At 71.3% G+C, this 24,903-nt stretch carries 26 protein-coding genes and 1 other RNA gene; 13 read left to right on the forward strand and 14 right to left on the reverse strand.

Annotation, left to right across the window (positions count from 1 at the left end; genetic code table 11):
- Positions 1 to 31: 31 nt before the first annotated feature.
- Positions 32 to 391, forward strand: coding sequence for a hypothetical protein (locus tag NBT67_RS10580; protein ID WP_251341687.1), 360 nt, complete (start codon positions 32 to 34; stop codon positions 389 to 391).
- A gap of 53 nt (positions 392 to 444) precedes the next feature.
- Here the strand turns inward: NBT67_RS10580 and NBT67_RS10585 are convergent, their stop codons facing one another.
- The gene (locus NBT67_RS10585; protein WP_251341688.1) at positions 445 to 801 is read right to left on the reverse strand and encodes a winged helix-turn-helix transcriptional regulator; all 357 of its coding nucleotides are present in this window, start codon (positions 799 to 801) and stop codon (positions 445 to 447) included.
- Positions 802 to 1,018: 217 nt separating this feature from the next.
- Here NBT67_RS10585 and NBT67_RS10590 point away from each other — a divergent pair, with 217 nt between their 5' ends.
- The 5 genes from NBT67_RS10590 (at position 1,019) to NBT67_RS10610 (ending at position 4,277) form a co-directional block, all read left to right on the forward strand.
- Complete coding sequence (locus NBT67_RS10590; protein ID WP_251341689.1) at positions 1,019 to 1,435, forward strand: DoxX family protein; 417 nt, start codon at positions 1,019 to 1,021, stop codon at positions 1,433 to 1,435.
- 143 nt (positions 1,436 to 1,578) lie between these two features.
- A complete protein-coding gene (locus tag NBT67_RS10595; protein ID WP_251341690.1) occupies positions 1,579 to 2,082 on the forward strand; it encodes a DUF6789 family protein in 504 nt (167 codons plus the stop codon).
- A gap of 47 nt (positions 2,083 to 2,129) precedes the next feature.
- Complete coding sequence (locus tag NBT67_RS10600) at positions 2,130 to 2,537, forward strand: hypothetical protein (protein WP_251341691.1); 408 nt, start codon at positions 2,130 to 2,132, stop codon at positions 2,535 to 2,537.
- A 12-nt stretch (positions 2,538 to 2,549) separates the two neighbouring features.
- Positions 2,550 to 3,944, forward strand: a complete 1,395-nt coding sequence (locus NBT67_RS10605) for a hypothetical protein (protein WP_251341692.1) — start codon at positions 2,550 to 2,552, stop codon at positions 3,942 to 3,944.
- Positions 3,945 to 3,965: 21 nt separating this feature from the next.
- Positions 3,966 to 4,277: a DUF7410 domain-containing protein gene (locus NBT67_RS10610; protein ID WP_251341693.1), complete on the forward strand. Its 312-nt coding sequence runs from the start codon at positions 3,966 to 3,968 to the stop codon at positions 4,275 to 4,277.
- Positions 4,278 to 4,280: 3 nt separating this feature from the next.
- On the opposite strand, the gene NBT67_RS10615 is transcribed toward NBT67_RS10610, so the two are convergent.
- From NBT67_RS10615 to coxB, 6 genes are read right to left on the reverse strand one after another with little or no spacing between them, the layout of a single operon-like run.
- Positions 4,281 to 4,478: a hypothetical protein gene (locus NBT67_RS10615; RefSeq protein WP_251341694.1), complete on the reverse strand. Its 198-nt coding sequence runs from the start codon at positions 4,476 to 4,478 to the stop codon at positions 4,281 to 4,283.
- Between the two features lie 46 nt (positions 4,479 to 4,524).
- Entirely contained in the window at positions 4,525 to 4,731 is a 207-nt protein-coding gene (locus tag NBT67_RS10620) for a hypothetical protein (RefSeq protein ID WP_251341695.1), read from the reverse strand.
- Complete coding sequence (locus NBT67_RS10625) at positions 4,728 to 5,000, reverse strand: zinc ribbon domain-containing protein (protein ID WP_251341696.1); 273 nt, start codon at positions 4,998 to 5,000, stop codon at positions 4,728 to 4,730. Before NBT67_RS10625 ends, NBT67_RS10620 begins: the two co-directional genes overlap by 4 nt.
- Entirely contained in the window at positions 4,997 to 5,257 is a 261-nt protein-coding gene (locus NBT67_RS10630) for a cytochrome C oxidase subunit IV family protein (RefSeq protein WP_251341697.1), read from the reverse strand. Before NBT67_RS10630 ends, NBT67_RS10625 begins: the two co-directional genes overlap by 4 nt.
- On the reverse strand, positions 5,254 to 7,788 hold the full coding sequence (locus NBT67_RS10635) for a cbb3-type cytochrome c oxidase subunit I (RefSeq protein WP_251341698.1): 2,535 nt from the start codon (positions 7,786 to 7,788) through the stop codon (positions 5,254 to 5,256). Before NBT67_RS10635 ends, NBT67_RS10630 begins: the two co-directional genes overlap by 4 nt.
- A gap of 4 nt (positions 7,789 to 7,792) precedes the next feature.
- A complete protein-coding gene (gene coxB, locus NBT67_RS10640) occupies positions 7,793 to 8,626 on the reverse strand; it encodes a cytochrome c oxidase subunit II (protein WP_251341699.1) in 834 nt (277 codons plus the stop codon).
- A gap of 146 nt (positions 8,627 to 8,772) precedes the next feature.
- On the opposite strand from coxB, the gene NBT67_RS10645 reads away from it, so the two are divergent.
- The 4 genes from NBT67_RS10645 (at position 8,773) to NBT67_RS10660 (ending at position 14,913) form a co-directional block, all read left to right on the forward strand.
- Entirely contained in the window at positions 8,773 to 9,870 is a 1,098-nt protein-coding gene (locus NBT67_RS10645) for a DoxX family protein (RefSeq protein ID WP_251341700.1), read from the forward strand.
- A gap of 81 nt (positions 9,871 to 9,951) precedes the next feature.
- Entirely contained in the window at positions 9,952 to 12,270 is a 2,319-nt protein-coding gene (locus NBT67_RS10650) for a methyl-accepting chemotaxis protein (protein WP_251341701.1), read from the forward strand.
- Positions 12,267 to 13,001, forward strand: a complete 735-nt coding sequence (locus tag NBT67_RS10655) for a bacteriorhodopsin (protein ID WP_251341702.1) — start codon at positions 12,267 to 12,269, stop codon at positions 12,999 to 13,001. Before NBT67_RS10650 ends, NBT67_RS10655 begins: the two co-directional genes overlap by 4 nt.
- 40 nt (positions 13,002 to 13,041) lie before the next feature.
- A complete protein-coding gene (locus NBT67_RS10660) occupies positions 13,042 to 14,913 on the forward strand; it encodes a receiver/sensor box histidine kinase (protein WP_251341703.1) in 1,872 nt (623 codons plus the stop codon).
- Here the strand turns inward: NBT67_RS10660 and NBT67_RS17995 are convergent.
- Together NBT67_RS17995 and gnd are read right to left on the reverse strand one after the other, a co-directional pair.
- Entirely contained in the window at positions 14,910 to 15,509 is a 600-nt protein-coding gene (locus tag NBT67_RS17995) for a 2Fe-2S iron-sulfur cluster-binding protein (RefSeq protein WP_305881845.1), read from the reverse strand. The genes NBT67_RS10660 and NBT67_RS17995 overlap by 4 nt on opposite strands.
- A 60-nt stretch (positions 15,510 to 15,569) precedes the next feature.
- The gene (gnd, locus tag NBT67_RS10670; RefSeq protein WP_251341704.1) at positions 15,570 to 16,463 is read right to left on the reverse strand and encodes a phosphogluconate dehydrogenase (NAD(+)-dependent, decarboxylating); all 894 of its coding nucleotides are present in this window, start codon (positions 16,461 to 16,463) and stop codon (positions 15,570 to 15,572) included.
- An 87-nt stretch (positions 16,464 to 16,550) separates the two neighbouring features.
- Between gnd and NBT67_RS10675 the strand changes: the two genes are divergently transcribed.
- Both NBT67_RS10675 and NBT67_RS10680 read left to right on the forward strand, forming a co-directional pair.
- Complete coding sequence (locus NBT67_RS10675) at positions 16,551 to 17,645, forward strand: aminopeptidase (protein WP_251341705.1); 1,095 nt, start codon at positions 16,551 to 16,553, stop codon at positions 17,643 to 17,645.
- Entirely contained in the window at positions 17,642 to 18,412 is a 771-nt protein-coding gene (locus tag NBT67_RS10680) for a glycerophosphodiester phosphodiesterase (protein ID WP_251341706.1), read from the forward strand. The genes NBT67_RS10675 and NBT67_RS10680 overlap by 4 nt, the downstream gene beginning before the upstream one ends.
- Here NBT67_RS10680 and rnpB read toward each other — a convergent pair.
- Positions 18,407 to 18,883, reverse strand: an RNA gene (gene rnpB, locus NBT67_RS10685) — RNase P RNA component. The genes NBT67_RS10680 and rnpB overlap by 6 nt on opposite strands.
- A 119-nt stretch (positions 18,884 to 19,002) precedes the next feature.
- Between rnpB and NBT67_RS10690 the strand changes: the two genes are divergently transcribed.
- Entirely contained in the window at positions 19,003 to 19,605 is a 603-nt protein-coding gene (locus tag NBT67_RS10690) for a TIGR00296 family protein (RefSeq protein WP_251341707.1), read from the forward strand.
- Here NBT67_RS10690 and NBT67_RS10695 read toward each other — a convergent pair.
- From NBT67_RS10695 to NBT67_RS10710, 4 genes are all read right to left on the reverse strand, one after another.
- Entirely contained in the window at positions 19,602 to 20,747 is a 1,146-nt protein-coding gene (locus NBT67_RS10695) for a nicotinate phosphoribosyltransferase (protein ID WP_251341708.1), read from the reverse strand. The two genes, NBT67_RS10690 and NBT67_RS10695, sit on opposite strands and share 4 nt — an antisense overlap.
- 70 nt (positions 20,748 to 20,817) lie before the next feature.
- Positions 20,818 to 22,227: an Hvo_1808 family surface protein gene (locus tag NBT67_RS10700; protein WP_251341709.1), complete on the reverse strand. Its 1,410-nt coding sequence runs from the start codon at positions 22,225 to 22,227 to the stop codon at positions 20,818 to 20,820.
- Positions 22,228 to 22,274: 47 nt separating this feature from the next.
- The gene (locus NBT67_RS10705) at positions 22,275 to 23,882 is read right to left on the reverse strand and encodes an Hvo_1808 family surface protein (protein WP_251341710.1); all 1,608 of its coding nucleotides are present in this window, start codon (positions 23,880 to 23,882) and stop codon (positions 22,275 to 22,277) included.
- A 49-nt stretch (positions 23,883 to 23,931) separates the two neighbouring features.
- Entirely contained in the window at positions 23,932 to 24,876 is a 945-nt protein-coding gene (locus NBT67_RS10710) for a WD40/YVTN/BNR-like repeat-containing protein (protein WP_251341711.1), read from the reverse strand.
- Between the last annotated feature and the right edge of the window lie 27 nt (positions 24,877 to 24,903).

Consider the following 24,903-nt stretch of genomic DNA (forward strand, 5'->3'; position numbering starts at 1 on the left):
AGTATATGTGTCTGCGCCCCGTACCGCGCCCATGACATCTACCGCAATTAATCGTGAACGTTCCTCCGGGCTCGACGTCACCCTGCTCGGCCTCATCGCCACCATCGTCGGTGGATACGGTCGCAACATCTCGGTCCCGCCCGACACGTCACCCCACCTCATTCGATTCTTTTCGGTGTCGCCGGATCGGACGTACCCAGGGGTGATGCCACAGGACAAGGCGCTGCTCCTGTTGAACGACCCCGCGGCCGGCGAGGCGACACGGCAGGCGACCGCCGGCGGCGGCTCGCTCTACGGCCTCTGGACGCTCGTCGCCGCCGTCGGCTTGCTACTCCTGGTCGCCGGCCCGGCCATCGCCTGGAAGAACCGCGGCGACGGTCGTAGCGATTGAAGGCCATGCACCTCCGATCGCAGGACGGCGTCCGATCGGACGTGTGACCCGTTTCAATCGCTGCGATTACCCTCCGGCCCCTCCTCCGCGACCCACTCCTTCGCCCAGTCGCCGATGGCGTCGAACACCGGACAGAGCGACTCCCCTTTCTCGGTCAGCGAGTAGTACGTCGCCACCGGCGCGTCCTCCTCCAGCCGCCGGTCGACGAACCCCATCTCCTGCAGGTCGTCGACGACCCGCGAGAGCGTCCGGGAACTCGCGCCGGTCGAGCGCTTGAGTTCGTTGAACCGCTTCTCGCCGCCCTGCAGGTCGTGCAGGACCGCGAGTCGCCACTGCGACCCGATCTGTTCGAGCGAGTCGATGACGTAACAGGTCTCCTCGTCGTTGCCCTCGCCCGCTTGTATCGCCATACCTCCCCATCGCCGCTCGGACGGTTAGGGGTTCCGATCCGAATCAGGTGTCGGAATGTTATCGTGGTAGCCCCCGCCCCGGTGACACCGGCGTCACCCGGTGACACCAATGTCAGATAACGTATATATTCGCGGAGGCCCTGGTGGTGAACACGATGATCGACGCATCCACCACCGACGTATCGCTTCCGACGACCGCTCCGGAGGTGTCGGCCTGATGGCCTTCGACACCGCCGGTGCGGGCGTCGCCTTCCTGCTCGCGCGCGTTCTCTTCGGCGCCGTCCTCGCGTTCACCGGTCTGAACCACTTCCTGAACGCGGAGGGGATGGTCGGCTACGCGCAGGCGAAGGGCATTCCGATGGCCTCCCTCGCCGTGCCCGCCTCGGGCGGCCTCCTCCTGGCCGGCGGTCTGGGCATCGTCCTCGGCGTCTTCCCGACGCTCGCGGCCGGCGCCCTCGCCGTCTTCTTCCTCGTCGCGACGCCGACGATGCACGACTTCTGGAACGCCCCCGAGGAGGAGTACCAGAACGAGTTCAACGACTTCCTGAAGAACGTCGGCCTCCTGGGCGCGTCGCTCGCCTTCCTCGCGCTCGCCGGCGCCACGTGGCCGCTCGCGGTCAACGTCGGCCTCTGATCGGCGACCCCGCGAACGGACGCGACCCGACTGTGATCGGGTGAGGCCGCGCCTGGTCGCCGTAGCGACCGTCTTCGGGCGTCTCCAGGCACGATAGTGTTATTGTAGTAACAATTATACCCGTGAAAAACCATGATGAATGCATGGGGGACGAACCACGGGTGGAGACGGCCATCGAGGAACCGGCACTCGGGGAGAGCGAGGAACCACTCACCGCCCGGAGCATCGCGAGCGCCTTCGCCGGCGGGCTCGCCGGCCTCGTCGTGATGTCGCCCCTGATCGCCGGGGTGCCGATCCTGCTCGGGGTCTTTCGGCTGGAGTCGCTCGCCCGCTTCGCCGACCTCGTCATCTCGCAGGCGGACGCCGTCCTCGGGCTCGTCTTCTTCGTCGCCGGCGGCGTCGTGGTGCTGCCGCTCTTTTTCGTCGTCACGGCGACCTTCCTGCCGCCCCACGAGCCCCGGTACCTGCGCGGCGCCACCATCAGCTCTTTCTTCTGGATCGGGTTCGTCTACATCTTCTGGCCCGGATCGACCGCCTTCGTCAACGCGACGTTCCTCCTCGTCACCCTCGTCTCGCACTGGATCTACGGCGCCGTCCTCGGCCTCGTGATGCAGCGACTCACCGGAATCCCGGAGCACAGCGTCTGACCCGACCCGAACCTTCTTGTCAATAGCTAACAAATTTTGCGGCCACTATGGCGTCCCGAGGATTCCTGGTCGTCTCCGTCGTGATGGGGCTGCTCTCGGTCGGCGCCGCCGTCGTCGTCGCCCGCTCCCGGCGGCGCGAGACGCCGGCCCGTCCGTCGCTCCCGGGTCGCCGCGCGCCGGCGCTCGCCGCGGGGTCGGCTGGGCGGCGCTCGGACGCCGCCGCCCTCGGCGCCGTCGCGGCCCTCGCCGCCTTCCTCGGCGTCGCGGCCGTCGTCGACGCCGTCCTGGCGGTGATCGTCGCCCTGTCGGCGACCGTCGTCGGCTACTTCGCGTGGGGGATGTACAGCCTGGCGCGCGCCCGCGGCCTCCCGCGGGCCCACGCCGTCGGATTGAGCGCGTGGCTGTTCGCTCTCGTTCTGATCGGCGTCCTCGCGGTGAAACTCCTGTTCGGGTGAGGCGTCGGTCACATGCCGACCGCGACCCCCGTTCCGGCCGGGACGCTCCGTCACATCGGCGGGCTGAGCGACGCCGTCGTCGCGACCCCCGTTCCGTCGTGGCTCACAGTCCTGACGGGCGGGGCGCTCGTCGCCGCCTCCTTCCTGTTCACGAGCCTGCTGACCGATCACGCGGCCATCCGCGCCGTCAACGGGTGGAGCGTGCGGCTCCCCGTCCCGCTCCCGCTCCGTCGCGGCGCCGCCGCCTCGCTCTCGGCGGCCGGCGTCGTCGCCCTCACCGCCGTCCTCGTGGCCGGAACCGTCGGCCCCGCGACGCCGACGGCGAACCTCGCCGTCCTCCTGGTCTGGGTCGGCTGGTGGGCGGGCTACGCGATGTCGACGTACCTGCTCGGGAACACGTGGCCGGCGGTGAACCCGTGGCGGACGCTCGCCCACGTCCTCCCCGCGACTGGGGGTCGTCGCCTGCCGCGGCGGTACGGGGCGTGGCCGAGCGTGGCCGGCCTGCTCGCCCTGGTGTGGATCGAGGTCGTCAGCCCGCTGGCGGCGGCCCCGCGGGCGCTCGTCGCCCTCCTGGTCGCCTACACCGCCGTCACGCTGGCGGGCGCGCGCCGATACGGCGCCGACACGTGGTTCCGACGCGTCGATCCGGTGTCGCGCGCGTTCCGACTCTACGGCCGGGTCGCCCCCGTCCAGCGCGCCCGCCGCCGCACGCCCGAGCGAGCCGGATCCCCGGACGACGGTCCCCGGCTTCGGCTCCCCGGCGCCGCCCTCACCGACCGCACCGCGCCGGAGCCCGGGTCGGCGGCCTTCGTCGTCGCCCTCCTCTGGGCCACGACCTTCGACGGCCTCGTGGCGACGCCCGCGTGGAACGCGTTCGCCCGGGGCGCGCTCGCCCCCGTCGTGCCCGCGGGCCCCGCGGGTCGGGTTCTCGCGTGGCTGTTCTACCTGCTGGCCCTCGTCGTCGGTTTCGGCGTCTTCCTCGGGACCTACCGCCTCGCCGCCGCCCGCTCCCGGTCGGTCGTCGGGAGTCTGCTGGCGCCCGCGGCCGTCGAACGCCGGTTCGCGCCCTCGCTGCTCCCCATCGCCGCCGGCTATCACCTCGCGCACTCCCTCGGCTACCTCCTCACGCTGTCGCCCGCGCTGCTCGCGGTCGTCGTCGACCCGTTCGGCGGCGGGACGGCTCGGGTCGTCGTGTTGCCCGGGTGGTTCGGCCCGCTCCAGCTCGGCTTCGTCGTCCTCGGTCACCTGCTCGCGGTCTGGGTGGCCCACGCGCTCGCGCTGGACCTGTTTCCGGGCGTCCTCCGTCCCATCCGGAGCCAGTACCCCTTCGTCGTCGTGATGGTCGCCTACACGATGGTGGCGGCGTGGGTCGTCGGCCAGCCGACCGTCACCCCCGCATTCTTGTGACGGCCGCCCCTACGTCCCCCCGTGTTTCCGGACGCCGACCGACGGGACGCCCACGCGGCCCCCGAGACGGCGGTCCGCGACGACGAGACGGTGGCCGCCGTCTGTCCATACTGTCGGCGCCCCTTCGCCGAGCGCGAGGCCCACGACCTGCACCTCGGGGAACGCCACGCCGACGCGTGTTCGGCCGCCGAGCGCGACGCCTACGACGCCGCTCGCGAGGCCGAGCGCGACGCCCTCTTCTACTACCACCTGCGCGTGGTTGCTGCGCTCGGCGTCCTCTATGCGGTCACCGTGCTGCTCTACATGGTCGCGCTGGGCGGCGGGTTCCTGTGACGCTCACCCTTCCTCCGCCGTCGCCGGCGGGTCCGCCCGCGCGATGGCGGCCGTGAGGCCCCCCACCGCGAGGAGCGCGAGGACGCCACCGACGGGCACCAGATACGCGACGCCGTGGAAGAACTCGCCAGCGAGCAACGCCGCGACGCCGGCGGTCAACGCGAGGAGCACGCCCCCGTACACGAGCCCCGATCGTGCCATGATATCACGATACGCGGTCGGACGGAATAAAGGTGCGTGCGCGGCGTTACCCCCTCGGCCGGGACCGTTCCCCCTCCCGGGTCGCCCCGAACACGAAGGCGGTCACGAGGGCCGCGGCCGTCCCGCCGGCCGCGACGACGAGCGGATCGGCCACGCCGGTTCCCGCGGTCCGTGCGGTCGCCAGCGCGATGCCAGCCCCCATCGGCAGGCCGAACAGCAGCGCCCACCCGACCCGCGCTCGCGTGGCCGTCATCGGCGGGCGCGCCGCGGCGGGAGTCGGCCGACGCAGGCGCCGCAGTAGTCGTACCCGTCGGCCACGAGGGTCCCGCAGTGCGGACAGGACAGTGCGGGCTCCCGGCTCCCGGGGCGCGCGGACTCGGTGCCGTAGGTCACGTACCCCCGGCCCGGCGGCGGCCGGGGCTCGTCGCCGTCGAGTTCGACGTACCGCGAGAGAAACACCACCAGCGGCAACTGGACGAGCGGGATGCCGACGAGCGCGGCGACGGCGAGCGGAGCGGTCATGTGATCGAGTACGTCGCCGCGACGGTCAACGCGAGCGCCGCGAGCAGGCCCATCCCGACGAGATACGTGATCGACCGCGGCTCCCACCGGAGATGCTGGTAGTAGGCGGCGACGATGGCGGCCTTCAGGAACGACAGCGCCAGGATGATCGCCAGCGCCCGCCCGTAGGCCAGCCCCGCCCCCTCGACGAGCACCTGGACCGTCGCCGAGACGAACAGGACGCCGTATATCGCGGTGTAGAGTTTGAGCCTGGTCATAGGATGTAAAACAGGGGGAACAGGAACAGCCACACGATGTCCACGAAGTGCCAGTACAGCCCGAACAGCTCTATCGACTCCCCGCCGTCGTCGTCGAGGTACGCCCCCCGCCACGCCCGCGGGACCATGTACGCCACGATCACCAGTCCGGTGATGACGTGGGCGGCGTGCAACCCCGTGGTCAGGAAGAACGTCGACGCCCGGAGGTTCGTGGAGAGGCCGATCCCTTCCCCGAAGAGGTGACTCCACTCGATGGCCTTGTTGCCGAGGAAGCCGACCCCGAGGATCAGCGTCGTCACCAGGCTGGCGACGACTCCGAGACGACTCCGCCGCTCCGCGGCCTCCAGGGCGAGCACCACCGCGAAACTGCTCGTCAGGAGGAGGTACGTGTTGATCAGCCCCGGCGTGACGTTGTCCGGGATCGGTTCCCACCCCGTCCAGCCCATGGAGTACCGGAGGAAGACGTACGCGCCGACGAACGCGCCGAACAGCACCACGTCCGACGCGAGGAAGATCCACACGCCCGTCTTGAGGTTGTCGACGCCCGCGAACGGCCAGCTCTCCCCGAACGGGCCGCTCGGCCCGCGGAACCGCTCGCGGGCCATCCCGACCAGCGCGGCGAGCGTCCCGACGAGACCGAGTCCCGTCGCGACGGCGTAGACGGTGCCCACGGTGCCGGCCGCGAACGCCCCACCCTGGAGCCCCGAGAGCCCGAAGAAGAGGAGGAAGGCGGCGACGCCCACGCCGAGGGGCCAGACGCTCGCGTGGCTCGGATGGTCGTCGGCCGCGTGGGCGTCGGCCGCGTGGGCGTCGGCTGCGACGCCGCCGTCGGTCACCTCCCCCGTCCCGCCGTCGGCGCTCGTCGCCGACGCGCCCCGGAACCGCAGGGAGCCGTCGCCGTAGCTCGGGATCCCGGGGAAGTTCTCCAGCGGCGGCGGCGACGCCACCGCCCACTCCGCCGTCGAGGAGTACTCCCAGGGGTTGTCCCCCGCCCGCTCGCCGGCGTACGCCGAGACGATCATGTTGTAGAACATGATCAGGAAGGAGGCGCCGAAGACGACGGCACCGACCGTCGCGAGCTGGTGCCACGGCGTCATCGCGGCCTCGTACTCGAAGACCCGCCGGGGCGTCTCCCAGGCGACGAACATCGGGAAGTACAGCAGGTTGAACCCCACGAAGTACGTCGCGAAGTGGAGCTTGCCGAGGAACTCGTCGTACATCCGCCCGGTGATCTTCGGATACCAGTAGTAGAGCCCGCCGACGAGCGCCGTCACGCCGCCGACCATCACGTAGTGGAAATGTGCGACCACCCAGTAGGTGCCCCGGAACTCGTAATCGAGGACGACGGCGCCGAGGAAGACGCCGGTGATGCCCCCGACGATGAACAGGAGCAGGCCGCCAAAGGAGAAGAGGAAGGGCGTCTTGAACCGGATCCGGCCCTTGACCATCGTGTAGATGAGCGCGAACACCATGAGGTCGAAGGGCAGCGAGATGCCGATGGTGGTCGCCATGAACAGCGTCTTGATCTGGAGGTTGATGCTCGTCAGGAACATGTGATGCATCCAGACGATGAAGCTCTGGAGCGCGACCAGCACCATCGCGGCGATGAACCACTTGCGGCCGACGATCCGCCGCCCGGTGAACGTCTGGAACGTCTCGGCCATCACTCCCACCGCCGGGAAGAAGACGATGTAGACCTCCGGATGGCCGAAAAACCAGAACAGGTGCGTCCACAGCAGGGAGCCGTTCGCGGCCTCCGTCGCGAAGTAGGTCGTCCCGAGCAGGCGGTCGGCCGAGAGGATCATGAGGGCCGCGAGCAACGCGGCGAAGGCAAAGAGCATCATCCAGACCGTCAGCAGGATGGTCCACGTGAAAAGCGGGAGGCGCCGGAGCGTCAGCCCCTCCGCGCGCATGCGATGGATGGTGGTCAGGAAGTTCACGGAGCCGACGGTCACGGAGACGACGAACAGCGCGAGCGCGAGGATGGCCGAACTCCCCCCGACGCTCGGGGTGTAGGTCGGCAGGTTCAGCGGCGCGTACATCGTCCACCCGCCGGCGAACGACGCGCCCTGGAAGAACGAGACGCCGAGGAGGAGCCCGGAGGCCAGGTAGAGCCAGTAACTCAGCGCGTTCAGCCGGGGGAAGGCGAGGTCCTTCGCGCCGATCTGGAGCGGCACGACGTAGTTCGCGAACCCGAAGGCAAAGGGCGAGAGGAACCAGAACACCATCACCAGCCCGTGGACGGAGACGGCCTGGTTGTACGCGAGCGCCGAGAGTGGACCGGTGCCGGGCGCACGCGGCACCCAGAGCTGTGCCCGCATCAGGAGGGCGAGCACCCCGCCCATCACCAGAAAGAGCAGCGAGGTGACGAGATAGAGGATCCCGATGTCCTTGTGGTTGGTCGTGACGAACCAGCGCTTGAGCGACGACGTCGGCGGGAAGGCGTGGCCCTCGCTCGTGTCCTCGTGGGCGACGCCGCCGTCCGCTCGCGCGCCGGTCGGATCGTCGGTGGGCGAGTCGGCTCCCGTCATCGGTTCATCCCTCGCCCCCGACCGGCGCCGTCGCGCTCGTGTTCCCGCCGGTGCTCCCGTTCACGGCCGCCGTCGCGCTCGCGTTCCCGCCGGTGCTCCCGTTCACGGCCGCCGTCGCGCTCGCGTTCCCGCCGGTGCTCCCGTTCACGGCCGCCGTCGCGCTCGCGTTCCCGCCGGTGCTCCCGTTCGCGTACCACGCCCGGTAGGCCGCCGGCTCCATCACCTCGACTCTGGCGTCCATGTAGGAGTGTGCGGCGCCACAGAGTTCGTAGCAGTGGGCCTGATACGTGCCCGTCTCCTCCGCTACGAACCACGTGCTGGTCCGCTGGCCGGGGATGGCGTCCGCCTTCGCGCGAAGTTCCGGGATCCCGAAGTTGTGGAACACGTCCCCGGAGGTGACCGTCAACCGCACCCGCCGGTCCTCGGGGACGCGGAGCGTGTTCGTCACCGATCGACCGTCGGGGTAGACGAACTCCCAGTAGAACTGGTGGCCGACGACCCTGATCTCCAGTGGCTCCTCGCCCTCGACCGTCGTCGGCTCCTCGACGTAGAGCAGCGTGAAGTACGTCCACGTGATCAGCGAGACGACGATGACGGCGCTGAGGGCGAACGACACGAACAGCTTCCGGCCGCCGCCGCCGCCCGTCGGTAGCTCACCGACCTGCGGCCGGTCCAGATCGTCCGCGCCGTGACCCGCCGACGCCCGGTACTTGTACGCCTTGAACAGCATGTACGCGATGACGACGACCCCGACGGCCGTCCCGAGCACGAGGAAGACGACGTAGATCTCCCGGAAGATCTCCGAGCGCGCTCCTCTCGGGATCAGCGACGACTGCAAGGGCCCCTGCAGGAGATGGGTGGGGGGGGAGCATGCGCTGTAATGTTGCTCTATTATAATTATAGATACGTAAACATTTCGTGCTCCCGTCGCCGATTTCGCACCGAGCCGAGTTTTTATCCTCGACGGTTCCGTCAGTCGACGCAATGAAGCGACACCGGTTACGCCGCGTCGCGACGGCGGGGATCGCGGCGGCGTTCGTCGCCGCGCGACCCGTCGCGGCACACGTCGACTACGTCACCGAGGGTGGCGACGGCGGACCGGGCGTCGTCGAGTTCCTGACCGCCGTGTTCACGACTCCGCTCAACCTCGCGCTCCTCGGCGCCGGCGGGGTGGCCGTGGCCGTCGCGACGGCGGGATGGCTCCGGTACGGCGACCACCTGCGGGACGTGACCGTGACGCGGCAGACGCTGCGGTCGTACAGCCCGTATCTCGGCTGGCTGTTGCGCCTCGCGACGGGGCTCCCGCTCATGGGCGCCGGCTTCGGCGGCTACCTCTTCTCCCCCGCCGTTCCCGTCGAGGCGCGGCTCGTCCAGGTCACGCTCGCCTTCCTCCTCCTGTTCGGCCTGGCGACCCGACTGGCGGCGGCCGCGGGACTCGTGGTCTACGCCGTCAGCCTGGCGACGCAGTTCCCCACGCTCCTCCTGAGTTCCGAGTACGTCGCCGGCTTCCTCGGCATCCTCGTCGTCGGCCCCGGGCAGCCCAGCGCGGACCTGCTCTTCCGGCGACTCGTCCTCACCGACGGGACGATGGCCAGCCGGTTTCGCGACGTGACGACGCCGAGCGACCTCCTCGCCGGTGTCGGCGTCGAGAAGCCCGTCGCGCCCCTGCTGATCCGCCTCTTTCTCGGGTTCAACTTCGCGTATCTCGGCGTGACCGAGAAGTGGCTGAACCCGGGCCGGGCGCTCCAGGTCGTCGAGAAGTACGGGCTCACCCGGGTCGTCCCCGTCGCGCCCGAGATGTGGGTGTTCGGTGCGGGCCTCGGCGAACTCGTCGTCGGGCTCTGCATCCTGACCGGCACCTTCACCCGGAGCGCCGCCGGCGCGGGCTTTCTCATCCTCACGACCACGCTCTTCGGCCTCCCCGACGACCCGGTGCTCGCCCACGTCACCCTCTTCGGCCTCACCTCGGCGCTCCTGATAACCGGGAGCGGACCGGTCGCGCTGGATCGCTCGGTCGTCCCCGCGCTCCGTGCGCGCTTCGGACGCCCCCGGTCACGGGACGACGGGACGACGGCGGGCTGATCCGCAACCGGCGACCGATTATCAGATGTTGTACTTTGAGGGGTGCGGTTATTATAAGCGATCCGTTACGACGCGACAGGCATGGCCATTCCGCTTCTGGATCGCGTGCGAGAGCGCTACGGGTTGAAGTTGGCGGCCGCGCTCGTGGCCGCGTTGCTGTTGACGGTCGCGGTCGGCGGTGTGGTGAGCGCCGACGCGTCCGCGCAGTTGCGGGCGGACGTCGAACGGACCATGATCGACACGTCCGAACAGCGGGCGGACCGGCTCGACGCCTGGCTCGCCGGGATCCGGACGCAGGCCCGGGTCGCCTCCGACCACCCGGCCCTCCGGAGCGACGACCGGGCGACGGTCCGGTCGTATCTCGACGAACTCGCGAGCGAGGAGCGGTCGCCCGCCGGCGTCGTCGCCGTCCACTACGTGGACGCCACCAGCGGCGAACTCGTGACGAGTTCGAACGACGAACTCGTCGGCGTGGATGCGCGCGCTCAGGGGGCGCCGTTCGCCCGGGAGGACGTCTCCTTCTCCGGTTCGGAGGACGTCCTCGTCACCGACCCCTTCCGCCCCGACGTGGTGGACTTCACGACCGTCGCCGTCGCGACGCCGGTCGAGGGTCGGTCGGACCGGCTGCTGGTCTACATGGTCAACTTCGAGCGGCAGGTGAGCGAGTTCGCCCCCCGAACCGAACACGGCGAGACGGTCGTCGTGAGCGAGGACGGGACGATCATCGCTCACCCGAACGCGGACCTGATCGGCTCCGCGGCGACGACGCTCTCGACGCCCGTCCCCGCCGCGGCGTTCGAGGGGGCGACGTTCACACGCGAGGGGAGCGATGCCCTCGCGGCCGCGCCGATGGAGACGACCGACTGGGCGGTCGTCGTCTCCCAGCCCGCGGCCGAGGCCTTCGCGCTCCAGCGACAGATCATCTCCGGCATCCTCGGTCTCATCCTCGTGGCCGTCATCTCCCTCTCGTTGATCGGCGTCACCGTCGGCAGCCGGACCTCCCTCTCCCTGCGCCGTCTCTCCGGGAAAGCCGAGGCGATGGCGACCGGCGACCTCGACGTCGACCTGACGACCGGTCGCACCGACGAGATCGGACAGCTCTACTGGTCGTTCGACCGGATGCGCGCCTCGCTCCGTGAACGGATCGCCGAGGTCGAGGAGGCCCTCGACGAGGCGGAGGCGGCCCGCGCCGAAGCGGAGGCGGCCCGCGCCGAGGCGACCCGGACCAACGAGCGCCTCGAACGCACCGCCGAGGCCTACGGCGAGGTGATGCGGGACGTCGCGGACGGCGACCTCACCCGCCGGATCGACGTGAACGACGAGAACGAGGCGATGGCCACCATCGGGACCGCGTTCAACGACATGGTCTCCGCCATCGAGTCGACGATCCGCGAGGTCAAGACCTTCGGCACCGAGGTGGCCAACGCCGCGGAGGCGGTCGACCGGAACGCGGCGGAGGCCACGGCCGCGAGCGAGGCGGTCAACGAGTCGGTCGCGGAGATCGCCGACGGGGCGCGCACCCAGACCGAGAACCTCCAGGAGATGACCGGCGAGGTGAACGACCTCTCGGCCAGTGCCGAGGAGATCGCCGCCACCGTCGACACGGTCGCGGACACCTCGGAACGCGCCGCGGAGGCGGGGGCTGACGGCCGCGCCGCCGCCGAGGCGGCCGTCGAGGAACTCGACGGGATCCAGCAGACGACCGAGCACACCCAGACGGAGGTCGAGGCGCTCAGAGAGGAGATGGCGGAGATCGGCGAGATCGTCGACGTCATCTCCGACATCGCGGAGCAGACGAACCTGCTCGCCCTGAACGCCTCCATCGAGGCCGCCCACGCCAGCGGCGACGCCGGCGACGCCGACGGCTTCGCCGTCGTCGCCGACGAGGTGAAGGACCTCGCCGAGGAGACCAAGGAGTCCGCGGGCGAGATCGAATCCCGCATCGAGTCGGTGCGCGAGCGGACCGAGCAGGTCGTCGAGGGCACCCAGGAGACGGGCCAGCGCGTCGCGGAGGGGGTCGAGACCGTCGAGGGCGCCATCGAGGCGCTGGAGCGGATCGCCGACTACGTCGAGGAGATCGACACCAGCATCCAGGACATCGCCGACGCCACCGACGGCCAGGCCGACTCCACCGAGCGGGTGGTCGAGAGCCTCGACGAGGTGGCCGCGATCAGCGAGCAGACCGCCGAGGAGGCCACCGGCGTGACCGACACCGCCAGCCGCCAGGAGCGGACCCTCGCCGAGGTGGACGACGCGGCGGACGAACTGACCCGCCGGGCCGCTCGCCTGCGCGAGCAACTCGCCGACTTCGACGTGGACGCGTCGGGGCCGGGCACGACGTCCGGCGCCACCCCGGCCGGTGCGCTCGGTGACGGCGGCTACGAGGAGGGCGGACGATGATCGGCACGTCGACGACGTGGGCGGCCATCGGCGCCGTCGGGATGACGCTCGGCACGCTGCCGCCGCTCTGGGGGTTGCGGCGGGACCCCGAGCGGCGCACCCACTACCTCGTGCTCGCGGGCGTCACGGGCGTCGCAGCCGTCGCCTACGCGCTGATGGCCCTCGACGTCGGGACGGTCTCCGTCTCCGGGCGGGTCGTCGCCGTCCCGCGCTACGTGGACTGGTTGATCACGACGCCGCTCATCCTCCTCTTTCTCTCCCTGCTCGGGAACACCGGCCGCGGCTCGCTCGTCCGCCTCGTCGTCGCCGACGTGACGCTGCTCGTCCTCGGCGGCGTGGCCGTCGCCGTCCCCGGCACCGTCCGCTGGCTGGCCTTCGCCGGCGGCCTCGCCGCCTTCGGCGTGCTGGTGTACGACCTGTACGGCCGCATCCCCCGGCTGGCCTCCTTCGAGACCGAGCGGGCGCGCATCCTCTTTATCACGCTCCGGAACCTGACGATCGCGCTCTGGACGCTCTACCCCGTCGTCTGGGTGCTGGCCCCCTCCGGACTCGGCCTGCTCACCCGCGACATGACGATGCTGGTGATCGCCTACCTCGACCTGATCAGCAAGGCGGCGTTCGTCGCCATCGCGGTCGACGGCATGGACGCGCTGGCCGACGCCGACCGGCGGGACGCGGGCGCCGCCACGGCCGATCGTGGCTCCGACGCGGAGCCGGGGACCGCCGACTGATCCCCTCGACCGGCAGCGTTACACTCCCCCACCCCACAGCATGACCGACGTGACCGCCGAGCCGCCGATTCCGCTCCTCTACGTCGACGACGGGACGGCTGCGGAGACGGTAGCCGCCGGTCTGGAACGCGCCGACGACCGACTGTCGGTTCGCACGGTCCCCGACGCCGACGCGGCGCTCGACGCCCTCGAGGCCGCGTCCCCCCCGCCGGTCGACGGCGTGGTGAGCGAGTACGACCCGCCCGGCACGGACGGCCTCGGCCTGCTCGAAGCCATCCGGGATGCGCATCCCGATCTGCCCGTCGTCATCTACACCGACGGAGGGAGCGAATCCGTCGCCAGCGACGCCGTCGCCGCCGGCGTCACCGACTACGTCCCGAAGACGGTCCCCCCCGACCGCCTCGCCGAGCGGGTTCTCGACGCCGTCGACGGCTACCGGACTCGACGCCGCCGGCGCTCCCAGTACCGACAGCTCTTCGAGGACGCCCCGGTGATGTACGTCGTCTTCCGCGACGTCGGCGACGAACCGATCGTCGAGGACTGCAACGAGCGGTTTCTCGACCGCCTCGGCTACGACCCCGACGAGGTGTTCGGCCGCTCGGTCTGGGAGCTGTACGCCGAGGAGTCGATGCCCGAGGCCATCGAGGGGTTCGACCGCGGACGCGAGGGCACCTTCGGCCACCAGGAGCGCACGCTGATCGCGGCGGACGGCACCCACGTCGAGACCCTGTTCCGCGCTAGCCCCCGGCTGAACGACCGCGGCGAGGTGATCGGAACGCTCGGGCTCTACGTCGACATCACGGAGGCGAAGCGACGGGAACGGACCCTCGAACGCCTGCACGACGTGACCCGCGCCCTGATCCGCGCGGAGGACCGGGAGGCGGTGGCCGGGCTGATCACCGACGCCGTGAGCGACGTCCTCGGCTACCCTCGGAACCTCGTCCGCCTCGTCGACGACGACGGGACCGAACTCCGCCCCGTCGCCGTCACCGACGAGGCCGAGGCGGCGCTCGGCGAGCGCCCCGTCTACCGGGTCGGCGAGGGGACGGCGGGCCGCGCCTACGACGCCGGCGAGACGCTGGTGTACGACGACGTCCGCACCGTCGACGACGGCTACGACCGGTCCGGGGTCCGGGCGTCGATGTTCGTCCCCGTCGGCGACCACGGCGTGTTGAGCGTCGGCGCCGCCGAGGCTGGCGCGTTCGACGACGCCGACGTCCACCTCGCGGAGGTGTTCGCGGCCAACGCGGCCACGGCGCTGACGCTTCTGGACCGGACCCGGACGCTCGAACGGCAGAACGACCGGCTCTCCGACTTCGCGAGCGTCGTCTCCCACGACCTCCGGACCCCGCTGTCGGTCGTCGAGGGCTCGCTCGAACTCGCCAGGGAGCGGTACGACGACGAGGACCTCGACCGCGCCGCGCGGTCGCTCGACCGGGCGTTCGGCCTGATCGAGGAACTGCTGGCGCTCGCTCGTGGCGTGGACTCGCTCTCACCCGAACCCCTCTCCCTGCGGTCGACGGTCGAGGCGTGCTGGCGGACCGTCGCCACCGACGACGCGACGCTCGTCGTCGACGGCGACGAGACGATCAGGGCCGACGAGGCCGCGCTCCGCCGACTGTTCGAGAACCTGCTCGGCAACTGCGTGGAGCACGGCGCCACGCCCGACGGGGACGGCGTGACCGTCACCGTCGGTCCCCTCGACGACGGGGCGGGCTTCTACGTCGCCGACGACGGTCCCGGCGTCCCCGCCGACGCCCACGAGGCGGTGTTCGACGTGGGGTACACCGACGACGGGGGGACGGGGCTGGGGCTCGCCATCGTCGAACGCATCGCGGACGCACACGGGTGGACCGTCGACGCCGTCGACGGGGAGAACGGAGCGCGGTTCGAAGTTCGGGGCGTCGGCTAGGGCGCCTCGCCGGTTTCGATGGTGAAGTCGGCCTTCGGGTAGGCCACGCAGGTCAGGGTGTAGCCGTCGTCGAGTTCGTTGTCGTCGAGCATCTGCTGGTCGTCGTGGACGACGTACTCCTCGGAGTTCCCGCCGGAGGTGATCTGCCCGGCACACGAGACACACTGGCCCTGCCGGCAGGCGTAGGGCAGGTCCCAGCCCTCGTCCTCGCCGGCCTCCAGGACCGTCTCGTTCTCGGCCACCTCGATGGTGTCGCCCTCCTTGACGAACTCGATCTCGAAGCTCTCGGCCTCGTCGTCCGGCACGTCCCAGGGGCCGGACTCCTCGCTCGCCTCGGCACCGCCTTCGAGTTCGGCTCCCTCCTCGTCGCCGGCCACGGCGCCCGCGGCGACGGCCCCGCCGCCGCCGGCGCCGATGGCCCGGTTCATCGGTTCCGGGAAGTCCGTCTCGGGAACCGTCTCCGCCCGGCGTTCGAGTACCTCCTGACTGATGTCGGTGGTGGCCGTCCACCCCGTGCCCTTCGAGAGGTGGAGGACGACGGCCGTGAGCGTGAGGGCTGCGCCGATACTCAGCCCCACCAGATTTACCTCGACCATGACTGGCGGTATGGATGCGGGGGTTAAGGGAATTGTGATTGCCGCGCCGGATCGGGGTTTCTACTCCCGTCGTGCGACCTCGTGCCGTCCGAATCCGTAGCGCAGGCGGTTGGCGAGGCGTCGCGAGAACCGATCCCGGCGCGAGGCGAACCGCTCCGCGAGCGCCTGATGGATCAGCGGCACCGGCACCTCCCGTTCCAGCGCCTCCTGGACCGTCCACGTCCCCGTCGACCCGCCGGCGACGTGATCGGCCACGTCGCCCAGGTCGCTCCCCTCCTCGCGGAACGCCTCCTCGCAGAGTTCGAGCAGCCACGAGCGGATCACCGCGCCGTTGTTCCAGGTCCGCGCGACGGCCTCCAGATCCAGGTCGTACCGCCCCTCGTGGAGCAGTTCGAACCCCTCGCCGTAGGCCTGCATCAGCGCGTACTCGACGCCGTTGTGGATCATCTTCACGTAGTGGCCCGCCCCGGACGGCCCCATCCGGTCGTGGCCCTCGGGCCCCGTCGCCACCGCGTCGAAGACGGGCACGAGTTCCTCGTAGGCCCACGCCGGCCCGCCGACCATCAGCGAGAAGCCGAGTTCCGCCCCCGCGGGGCCGCCGCTGGTCCCGCAGTCGAGGTAGGCGGCTTCGGTCCCGTCGGCCCGCCGGACCGAGTCCTCGAAGTGGGAGTTGCCCCCGTCGACGACCACGTCCCCGCCGTCGAGGTGCGGTTCGAGGTCCGCCAGCGCGGCGTCCACCGCCTCGCCCGCCGGCACCATCAGCCAGATCCGCTTCCCGTCGCCGAGGCGGTCCGCGAGGTCGGACAGCGAGTCCGCCGGCGCCGCGCCGGCGTCCGCCGCCGCCGCGGTCGCCTCCTCGTCGACGTCGAACGCCACGACGTCGTGTCCGGCCGCGAGCGTTCGCTCGACCACGATCCGTCCCATCCGCCCCAGGCCGACGACGCCCAGTTGCATGTCTCCGACTCCCGCGCGCCGGGAGGTAGTGGTTGCGGTTGCGGTCGGGCCCCCCGTCCTTTTGCGCCCCCGGGGTCATCCTCCCGCATGGACGACCGCATCCGCGCCCACGCCGAGACGCTCGTCGACTGGAGCGCCCGGGTCGATCCCGGCGACGACGTGGTGGTGCGCGTCGCCGAGGGCGCCCACGACCTCGCCGTCGCCGTCGCCGCGGCGCTCGGCGACCGGGGGGCGAACCTGCTCGCCACCTACGGCTCCGACGAGGTGACCCGCGCGTACCTCCGCGCCCACGACGGCGACTTCGCACCCCCCGACGCCGAACGCGCCCTCTACGACCGCGCCGACGTCTTCCTCTCGCTCCGCGGCGGTCGGAACACCGCGGCGACGGCCGACGTGCCCGGCGACGTCCGCGGCGCTCACGCCCGCGCCCGAGAGGGCGTCCGCGAGGCCCGCATGGCGACGGACTGGGTGTCGACGGTTCACCCCACCCGCTCGCTCGCGCAGGCCGCCGGCATGTCCTACGAGGCGTACCGCGACTTCGTCTACGACGCCGTCCTCCGGGACTGGGAGTCGCTGGCCGCGGAGATGGCCCGGCTCACGGACCTGCTCGACGCCGGGAGCGAGGTCCGGATCGTCGCGGACGGCACCGACGTGACCCTCCCCATCGCGGGCCGGACCGCCGTGAACAGCGCCGCCTCCGTCGCCTACGACTCCCACAACCTCCCCAGCGGCGAGGTGTTCACCGCGCCGGCCGGCGCCGACGGCGAGGTGACCTTCGACGTGCCCATCACGGTCCGGGGGACCGACCTCCGCGACGCCCGCCTCGTCTTCGAGGACGGCGAGGTGGTCGACTTCTCGGCGGCGGTCGGCGAGGCCGCCCTCGCGGACGTCCTCGACACCGACGACGGCGCGAGGCGCCTCGGCGAACTCGGCGTCGGCATGAACCGCGGCATCACCCGCCCCACCGACAACGTGCTGTTCGACGAGAAGATGGCCGGCACCGTCCACCTCGCGCTCGGTCGCGCGTACGACGCCTGCCTGCCCGCGGGCGAGGCGGGCAACTCCAGCGCCGTCCACGTCGACCTCATCACCCGCATGGACGAGGGGTCGAAACTGCTCGTCGACGGCGAGGTGATCCAGCGCGACGGGCACTTCCGCTGGGAGGCGGGATTCGAGGGATGACCGAGCCGACCGTGTTCGCCCACCGGGGGTTCGCGGGCGTCAACCCCGAGAACACCGTCGGCGCCGTCCGCGCGGCCGCCCACCGGGCCGACGCCGTCGAAGTCGACGTCGTCGCCTGCGCGGACGGCACGCCCGTCGTCTTCCACGACGCTCGCCTCGACGCGGCGGCGGGGTCCCGGGGCGTCACCGACGCCGCCGGCGCGGTTCGCGACCTGTCCCCGGAGACGGTGACGGCCGCCGAGGTGCTGGACAGCGGCGAGACGGTCCCGACGCTCGCCCGACTGGTCGACGGGACCGACGCCCCGCTGAACGTCGAACTGAAGCGCCACGGCGCGGCGACCGTCCGACGGGGGGCGCTCCCGCCCGCCGACCGCGAGGCGTCGCGGGAGCGCTGGCAACCCCTCGTCGACCGGGTGCTCGACGCCCTCGACGGCCGCGAGATCCGCTACTCCTCGTTCCGTGAGGGGGCCCTCGCCGCGCTGCGGGCGCGCGACCCGGACGCCTCGCTCGCGCCGCTCTGCCGTGACCTCGCGACCGGCCGCGAACTCGCGGCCCGGTACGACGCCAACGCCGTCCACCCGTCGCTCGCGGCGATCCGGGACGCCGACGCCGGGACGGTCGCCGCCGTCCACGACGCCGGACGAGCGGTGAACGTCTGGACGATCCGAACGTGGGGCGAGGCGCGGGCGGCGGTCCGGGCGGGCGCCGACGGCCTGATCGCCGACTACCCCGAGCTAACGCGGTGGCTCGGCGGGGTGAGCGGCTGAGAGGAGTAAGCCCCCTTCTGTTCTCCCGGCATTCGGCTGAGCGTCCACCTCCGCGTCCGGACTACCTTGACGAGGCGGACTTGCACCGGTGAGGATTCGCCGTTCCATCCGTTCTCGACCGTCGGCGAGCGGCGAACGCCGCTCGCGTTCCCGGAGATGCGTGGCATCCCGCAGTTCACGGCTCGCGCCGTTCACCGTTCGGAGATGCGTGGCATCCCGCAGTTCACGGCTCGCGCCGTTCACCGTTCGGAGATGCGTAGCATCTCCTGCCCTCGGTGGGTCAACTCCCCTCGCTCGCGCTCGGGTTCGCACACCTCATCGGTCGGGCCGAGTGGTCTCGTTTCTGTTCCAGAGCCAGCCGTCTCCGACTCCGGGCTTGCGCCCGGTCACCCGTCCGGACGGTGGGGGGACTTTCCTCATGCCCGGGGGACCGTCGGTCCCGACGGGCACGGGGGCCGGGCTCTCTCTGCCACCTTCCGATAACTGGGGCGGCCGAATAAGCCGTTCGGTCGACCCGTCGGCCGAAATTCATCACGGTCTTCCCCGGTGGAAAGGAAGGGTTCAAGTCGATTCGGGGCAACGTATCCCCTATGTCAGAGGCGCAGACGGTCAGCCTTTCTTACGAAGACGGCGCCCGGGCGGTCGAACTGGCTCGCGAGGCCGTCGAAGCGTACGTACTCCAGGGGCAACGCGAACAGCCGGGCAGCATGCGCGACGCGTTCTACGCACGCACCGGCGCGTTCGTCCGCATCACCTCCACCCGCGGCAGGGGCCGACTCCGGGGCTGTGCCGGCGCCTATCGCGGGAACGACCAGCTCGGTCACGCCATCGTCGACGCGGCCATCACCGCCGCCTCGGACGACTCCTGTGGCTCCGAAATCGAACCCCCGGAACTGGAGAGCCTCAACATCTCCATCTGTGTCGTCTGCAATCACGTCCTCACCAACGACCCGCTCTCGGACCTCGAACTCGGCACCCACGGCATCGCCATCGACGCCGACGGTCAGCACGCCTGGATGTACCCCACACTCCCCGTCGAGAACGACTGGAACGAGGAGCAGTTCCTCACCCACGCCTGTCGGAAGGCCGGCATCTCGCCGCTCGCCTGGCAGGACGACGACACCATGATCACGCTCTTCGAGGGCCAGGTCTTCCGCGAGCGCCCCGAGGGCGGTAGCGTCGAACAGCTCTAGTCGAACCCGACCGTCTCCGCGTCCGCGAGCGCCCGCTCAGCAGCCGCGTCCAGATCGAACTCCCTGACGACGTCGCCGTCGCGGATCAGCGGTTCGAGCAGCGCCTCGCCGTCAGCCGGCCCCGACCGCTCGGCCAGGCCGACGTGGTGGCCACCCCCGGACGTCCGGTAGACCTGTTTCGCCCCCGAGAGCTTCCCACGCTTTGCCGCCGGCTCCCCGTCGACTTCCACGATGTCAAGCGCGAAGTCCACGGGGTCGGCGTTGGAGACGTAACCGCCGACGCCGAAGCCGTCGACCACGTCCCGCAACTCGCGGAGTCGGGCGGGGTCGAGGCCGCCGCTCGCGAACAGTCCCACGTCGTCGACGCCGCGGGCGTCGAGTTCCCACCGTATCTCCCGGAGGATGTGCCGGAAGTCGCCGCGCCGCGACCCCGTGGTGTCGATGCGGACGCTGTCCAGATCCTCGCCGAGCGTCTCCGCCGCCCGGAGCACCTCGTCCACCTCGTCGCCGTAAGTGTCACAGAGCGCCACCCGCGGCACCTCGGGCCCGACCGCCTCGTCGAACGCGCGCCACCCGGCCTCCTGGTTCCCGCGGCCGAAACAGATCAGGAGGGCGTGGGGCATCGTCCCGCCGGCGTCCCGACCCAGCACCTCGCCCGCGGCGACGTGGGAGAAGCCGTCGAGGCCGGCGAGCAACGCGCTCCGCTCGACGACGGCCGCGAGCGACGGGTGGACGTGCCGCGCGCCGAAGGAGAGGACCGTCGACTCCGGCGCCGCCCGCCGCGCCTCCAGCGCCGCCGTCGCGATGCCGCTGGCGTGAGAGAGAAAGCCCAGCAGCGACGTCTCGAACCGCGCGAACTCCAGATACGGCCCCTCGATCCGGAGGACCGGCCCGCCGTCGAACAGGCGGCCCTCCCGCATCGCGTCGACGTCGACGCGCAACCCCTCCAGCAGCGCGGCCGCGTCCTTCACTCCCGCGAGCAGTTCGAACTCGCCGTCGGGGAACTGATCGGCCGTCACCTCCGCGACGACCGTCGGGTTCCGGTCGCCGTGTCGCAGCGTCGTCTCCGTCCGCAGGAAGTAGGCGTCGGTCGCCGTCCCGTCGCGGATGGCCTCCGGGCCGACGATGTCGAACGGTTCCATACCCCGCGGCTTCGACCCCCCCAGTGAAAAATCCGTTCGTTCGGTCGCCGCGGTCGAAGAGGATTCCTCTTCAGCCCGCGTGGACCGACGCCAGCGCCCCGACCGTCGGCGCGTTCACCACCGTGACCGTCCGCCCCTCGCGCCGAACGCGGAACGCGTCGGCGTACGGCCCCGCCGGCACGACCAGCACGTCGCCGGCGCGGCGCTCGGCCCCCCGGCGCTCCCGGAGCAGACGGCGGTAGGCGACGGCGAACGCGGCGGCGTCGCCGTCCGTCGCCCACCGGATCCGGAGGACGTAGCCCCGCTCTCCCTCGGCGTTCCGGTAGGGGACGAGCCGATCACCGACCCACCCCGCCGTCGTGGGGTGGGTGTAGTTGTACGCCCGGTGGGGGCGACTCGGCCGCTGCAGGTGGAACGTCTCGACGCCGCCGTTCGCCCACATCGTCGCGAACAGCGACGCCTCGCCCACCGTCGTCCCCGTCGGCGTGTGGTTCAGCCGCGACCAGTTCGACGCCGAGCGGTCCGGGATCCGCACCCGCTCGGCCGACCAGTTCGGATACCGCTCGGGGTGGATCACCTGCGCCGAACTCGTCGGCGGGTTCGCGTACGCGGCGTTCACCGCCGCCCACCCGCCGCGCTGGCGCAGGCGGTGGACGAACGCCGGGCCGTCGCTGTACGGCTGGTAGGCGGCGACGTAGACGCCCATGTCCCCGCCGAGGCTCGCCCCCGGCCCGGCGTCCGGCCGCGGCACGCAGGTCCAGTTCCCGCCCCGGCACCGCCGCTCGTACAGGTCCTCGACGTAGCCGGCGTCGCCCTCGATCAACCCCTGACGCGCCAGTCGCTCGTCCCGCGTCAGGGTCCCGCGGTCGACGCCGAAGTGCTGGTCCTGCAGGGCGTGGACGAGTTCGTGCGCGAGCGTCCGGCGGTCGATCCTCGCTCCCTCGCCGTCGCTCACGAGCACGATACGGTCCTCGCTCGGCACGTACGACCCCTGCACCGACGCGCCGTAGAACGACTCGAAGACCGACGCGACCGACCGGTCCTCGCCGATCAGGAGCAGCGCCTCCCACACCGTCTCGTCGAACGCCGTCGCGGTCACCGTCTCCCGCGCGAGGTACGTCTCCCGGTCGACCACCTCGACCGGTACCGTCGACTCGAACTCGAGGCCCCGCAGGCGCTCGACGCGAGCCATCGTCCGCGCGACGACCGCCGACCGCTCGCTCCGGTTCAGGCCGTCCGAGGCGTTCACGGCCAGCGGTTCGTCGTGCCAGCGCCCCGCCTCCCACCCCAGCCGATCCGTGGCGGGGTCGGCGAAGGGCTCGCGTGGCTCCGCCGTCGGCGTCGCGGTCGGCGTCCCGATCGGCGTCCCGGTCGGCGTCCCGGTCGGCGTCGCTCCCGCCGGTTCGGGACCACCCACCGTCCCCCCACACCCCGCGAGGACGACGAGCAACGCGACCGCGAGGGCTGGACGCGCGCGCATCTCGGGGGCTCTCGGCGTCGCCGCGTGAAAAGGGTGCCGTCGGGCCGTCAGTCGCGCCGCCGAGCCACCGCGAGCGCGACGGCCGCCAGCACCGCGAGGACGGCCGTCAGGGGTCCGAAGCCGGGCGCCTCCAGCCCCGTCGAGCCGCCCGCCTCGTCGGCGCTCGCCGTCGTCCCGCTCGCCGCGCCGCTCTCGCTCCCGCTCCCGGCCGCACCGTCCGACTCGGGCGGTCGGATGTTCGCCACCGCGTCGGGCGTCGGCCCGTTGACGACGGTGACGCGCGTGCCGTCACGGTCGATGCGGAAGGCGTCCGCGAACCGACCCTCGGGGATCACGTACTCACCCTCGACCTCGTCACCGACACCGGGTGCGCCCTGGGCTTCGAGGATGGCCCCGTAGGCCCGGGCGAACTCCGAGGCGTCCTCCTCGCTGTCCCACTCGGTCACCCAGACGTAGCCGTACTCCCCGTCGGAGACGCTCCCCTTGTAGTACGGGAACACCCGGTCGTTCCCCCATCCCGCCGACGGCGGCGCGTCGTAGTTGTACGTGTCCAGCGGGCCGGAGGTCCGGGCCACCGACTGGACCGGAATCGTGTCGGCCCGGGCGGTCCGCGCCTGGTACCAGAACATCACGTACATCGACGCCTCGCCGACGGTGTCGGAGCCGTTCTCACCCTGGTTCGGGAACGTCTCCCAGCCGTTTCGGGCGCGGTCCTCGTACTCGACGGGCGTCGGCGCCTCGTCGGTCCGGTGGATCACCTGCTCGGTGGAGTTCGGCGGGTCGGCGAAGGCCGCGTCGACGGCGTCCCAGCCGCCGCGTTCGAGGAGCCAGTCGATGTACACCGGGCCGTCGGAGTACGGCTGGAGCAGCGTCAGGAGGATGCCGAGGTTCGGGGGCGACCCCGTGCCGCTGCCGCCGTCGCTCGGCGTCTCGACGCAGCGCCACTCGACGCCACAGCGCTGGGTGTACTGCGTCTCGATGTAGTTGGCCTCACCCTCGACGACGCCGTCGACCGCGAGGCTGCCGTCCTGGGTCTCCGAGCTACCGATCCGCTCGCCCAGATTGCCGTTCTGGTCCTGCATCGCGTGGACGAGTTCGTGGACCAGCGTCGCGTTGTCGATGGTCGGGGCGCCCGTCGAGTCGGTGATGATCCGGATGCGGTCGTCGCCGGGGGCGTAGAAGCCGGCGGTCGACTGCCCCGACGCGCTCCGGAGCGCCTCGTTCGCGCTCCGGTCCTCGCCCACGATGAACAGCGCCTCCCACACCTGGTCGTTCCAGGCGTCGTAGGAGGCGTTGCTCGTCCGGTTCTCGCTGGACCGTCGCTGGAACTCCTCCCGGGAGATGACCTCGACCGGCACGTCGGAACTGAACTCGGTGTCGCGGAGGTACTCGACGCGCGCCATCGCCCGACTCACCATCGCGTCCATCTCCGCGTCCGAGAGCCCGTCGGACTGGTCGACGCTGATCCGCTCGTCGTGCCAGTAACCGTCCTCCCAGCCGACGGTGTCGCTCTCGGGGTCGGCCCGCTGGGGTGTCACGTCGTCCCCGGCCGCCTCGGCGTCGACGGCGGCCGGCCGTTCGGCCGCCCCCACCGCGGGCGCGACCGACGCCAACACGATCAGTACCGCGAGACCGACGGAGACCCGCTTTCGCATACCCCCCGTTGGGAACCGGTACGGAAGTACCTTGCCCGCCGGGGATCGGCTACCGTTCGAGCACCGTCGCGCTCGCGCCGACGGCGACTTCGAGGCCGTCGGTGTCGACGACCGCCTTCAGGTTCGACCCGCTGGGCGTCGCCTCTTGAGTCCAGCCCTCGGCGTCGCGCCGGAAGACGACCCCGCCGCCGCCGACGGCCAGTCCCGTCTCGCCGTCCATCTCCACGTCGCGGAGCGAGGCGTCGCCGGTGTCCTCGCGGACCCACTCGGCCCCGTCCCAGTGGTAGACGGTGCCGCCGCCGCCGACGACCGTCAGGTCGTCCGGGGCGTCGGAGTCGACGCCGTAGAAGTTGTTGTTGGCGTCGGCGATGCCGACCTTCTCCCACGTCGAGCCGTCGTCGGTGACGAACACCGTCTTGTTGCCGTCGACGGCGTGCCCCGACCGGGGGCCGTGGAAGTCTACCCCGTTGATGTTCGACCCGCTTCCCGGCGTCACCGAGTTCCACGTCCCGGTTTCGCCGTTCTCGAAGCTGTAGTAGATCTTCCCGGAGTCGCCGGCGACGTAGACGTTCGCGTCGCCCGCCTCGCCGGTCACGGCCACGTCGTTGAAGTTGTTGGTCACGTCGTTCGGCGCCGAGTGGTCGTTCAGCCCCCGGGTCCGCACGTCGTACTCGCCGATGGCACCGCTGGAGCCGACGAACCAGAGCCGCTCGCCGTCGTCGGTCACGTCCGAGCCGTAGAGGTTGTTGCCGTTGCCGGTGGGGCCGCCGCTCGCGGCGATCCGCCACCCGTCGTCCGCGCGCTTGAGGACGTAGCCACTGCCGCCGACGGCGAACTCGCCGCCGACCGTCGTCTCCACGTCGTACAGGGTCGACCCGACGGGCGTCTCCACGTCCAGCCACACCCGGTCCGCGGCGCCGATGGTCGGCACGACCGCCAGCGCGGCGGCCGCTGCGCTACTCCGAAGGAACGTTCTGCGGGTCGTCTCGTGCATCGTGTCGAACACTCCACCCGGCTCTGG

This window comes from Haloplanus sp. GDY1, from assembly GCF_023703775.1.
GTDB classification, from domain to species: Archaea; Halobacteriota; Halobacteria; order Halobacteriales; family Haloferacaceae; genus Haloplanus; species Haloplanus halophilus.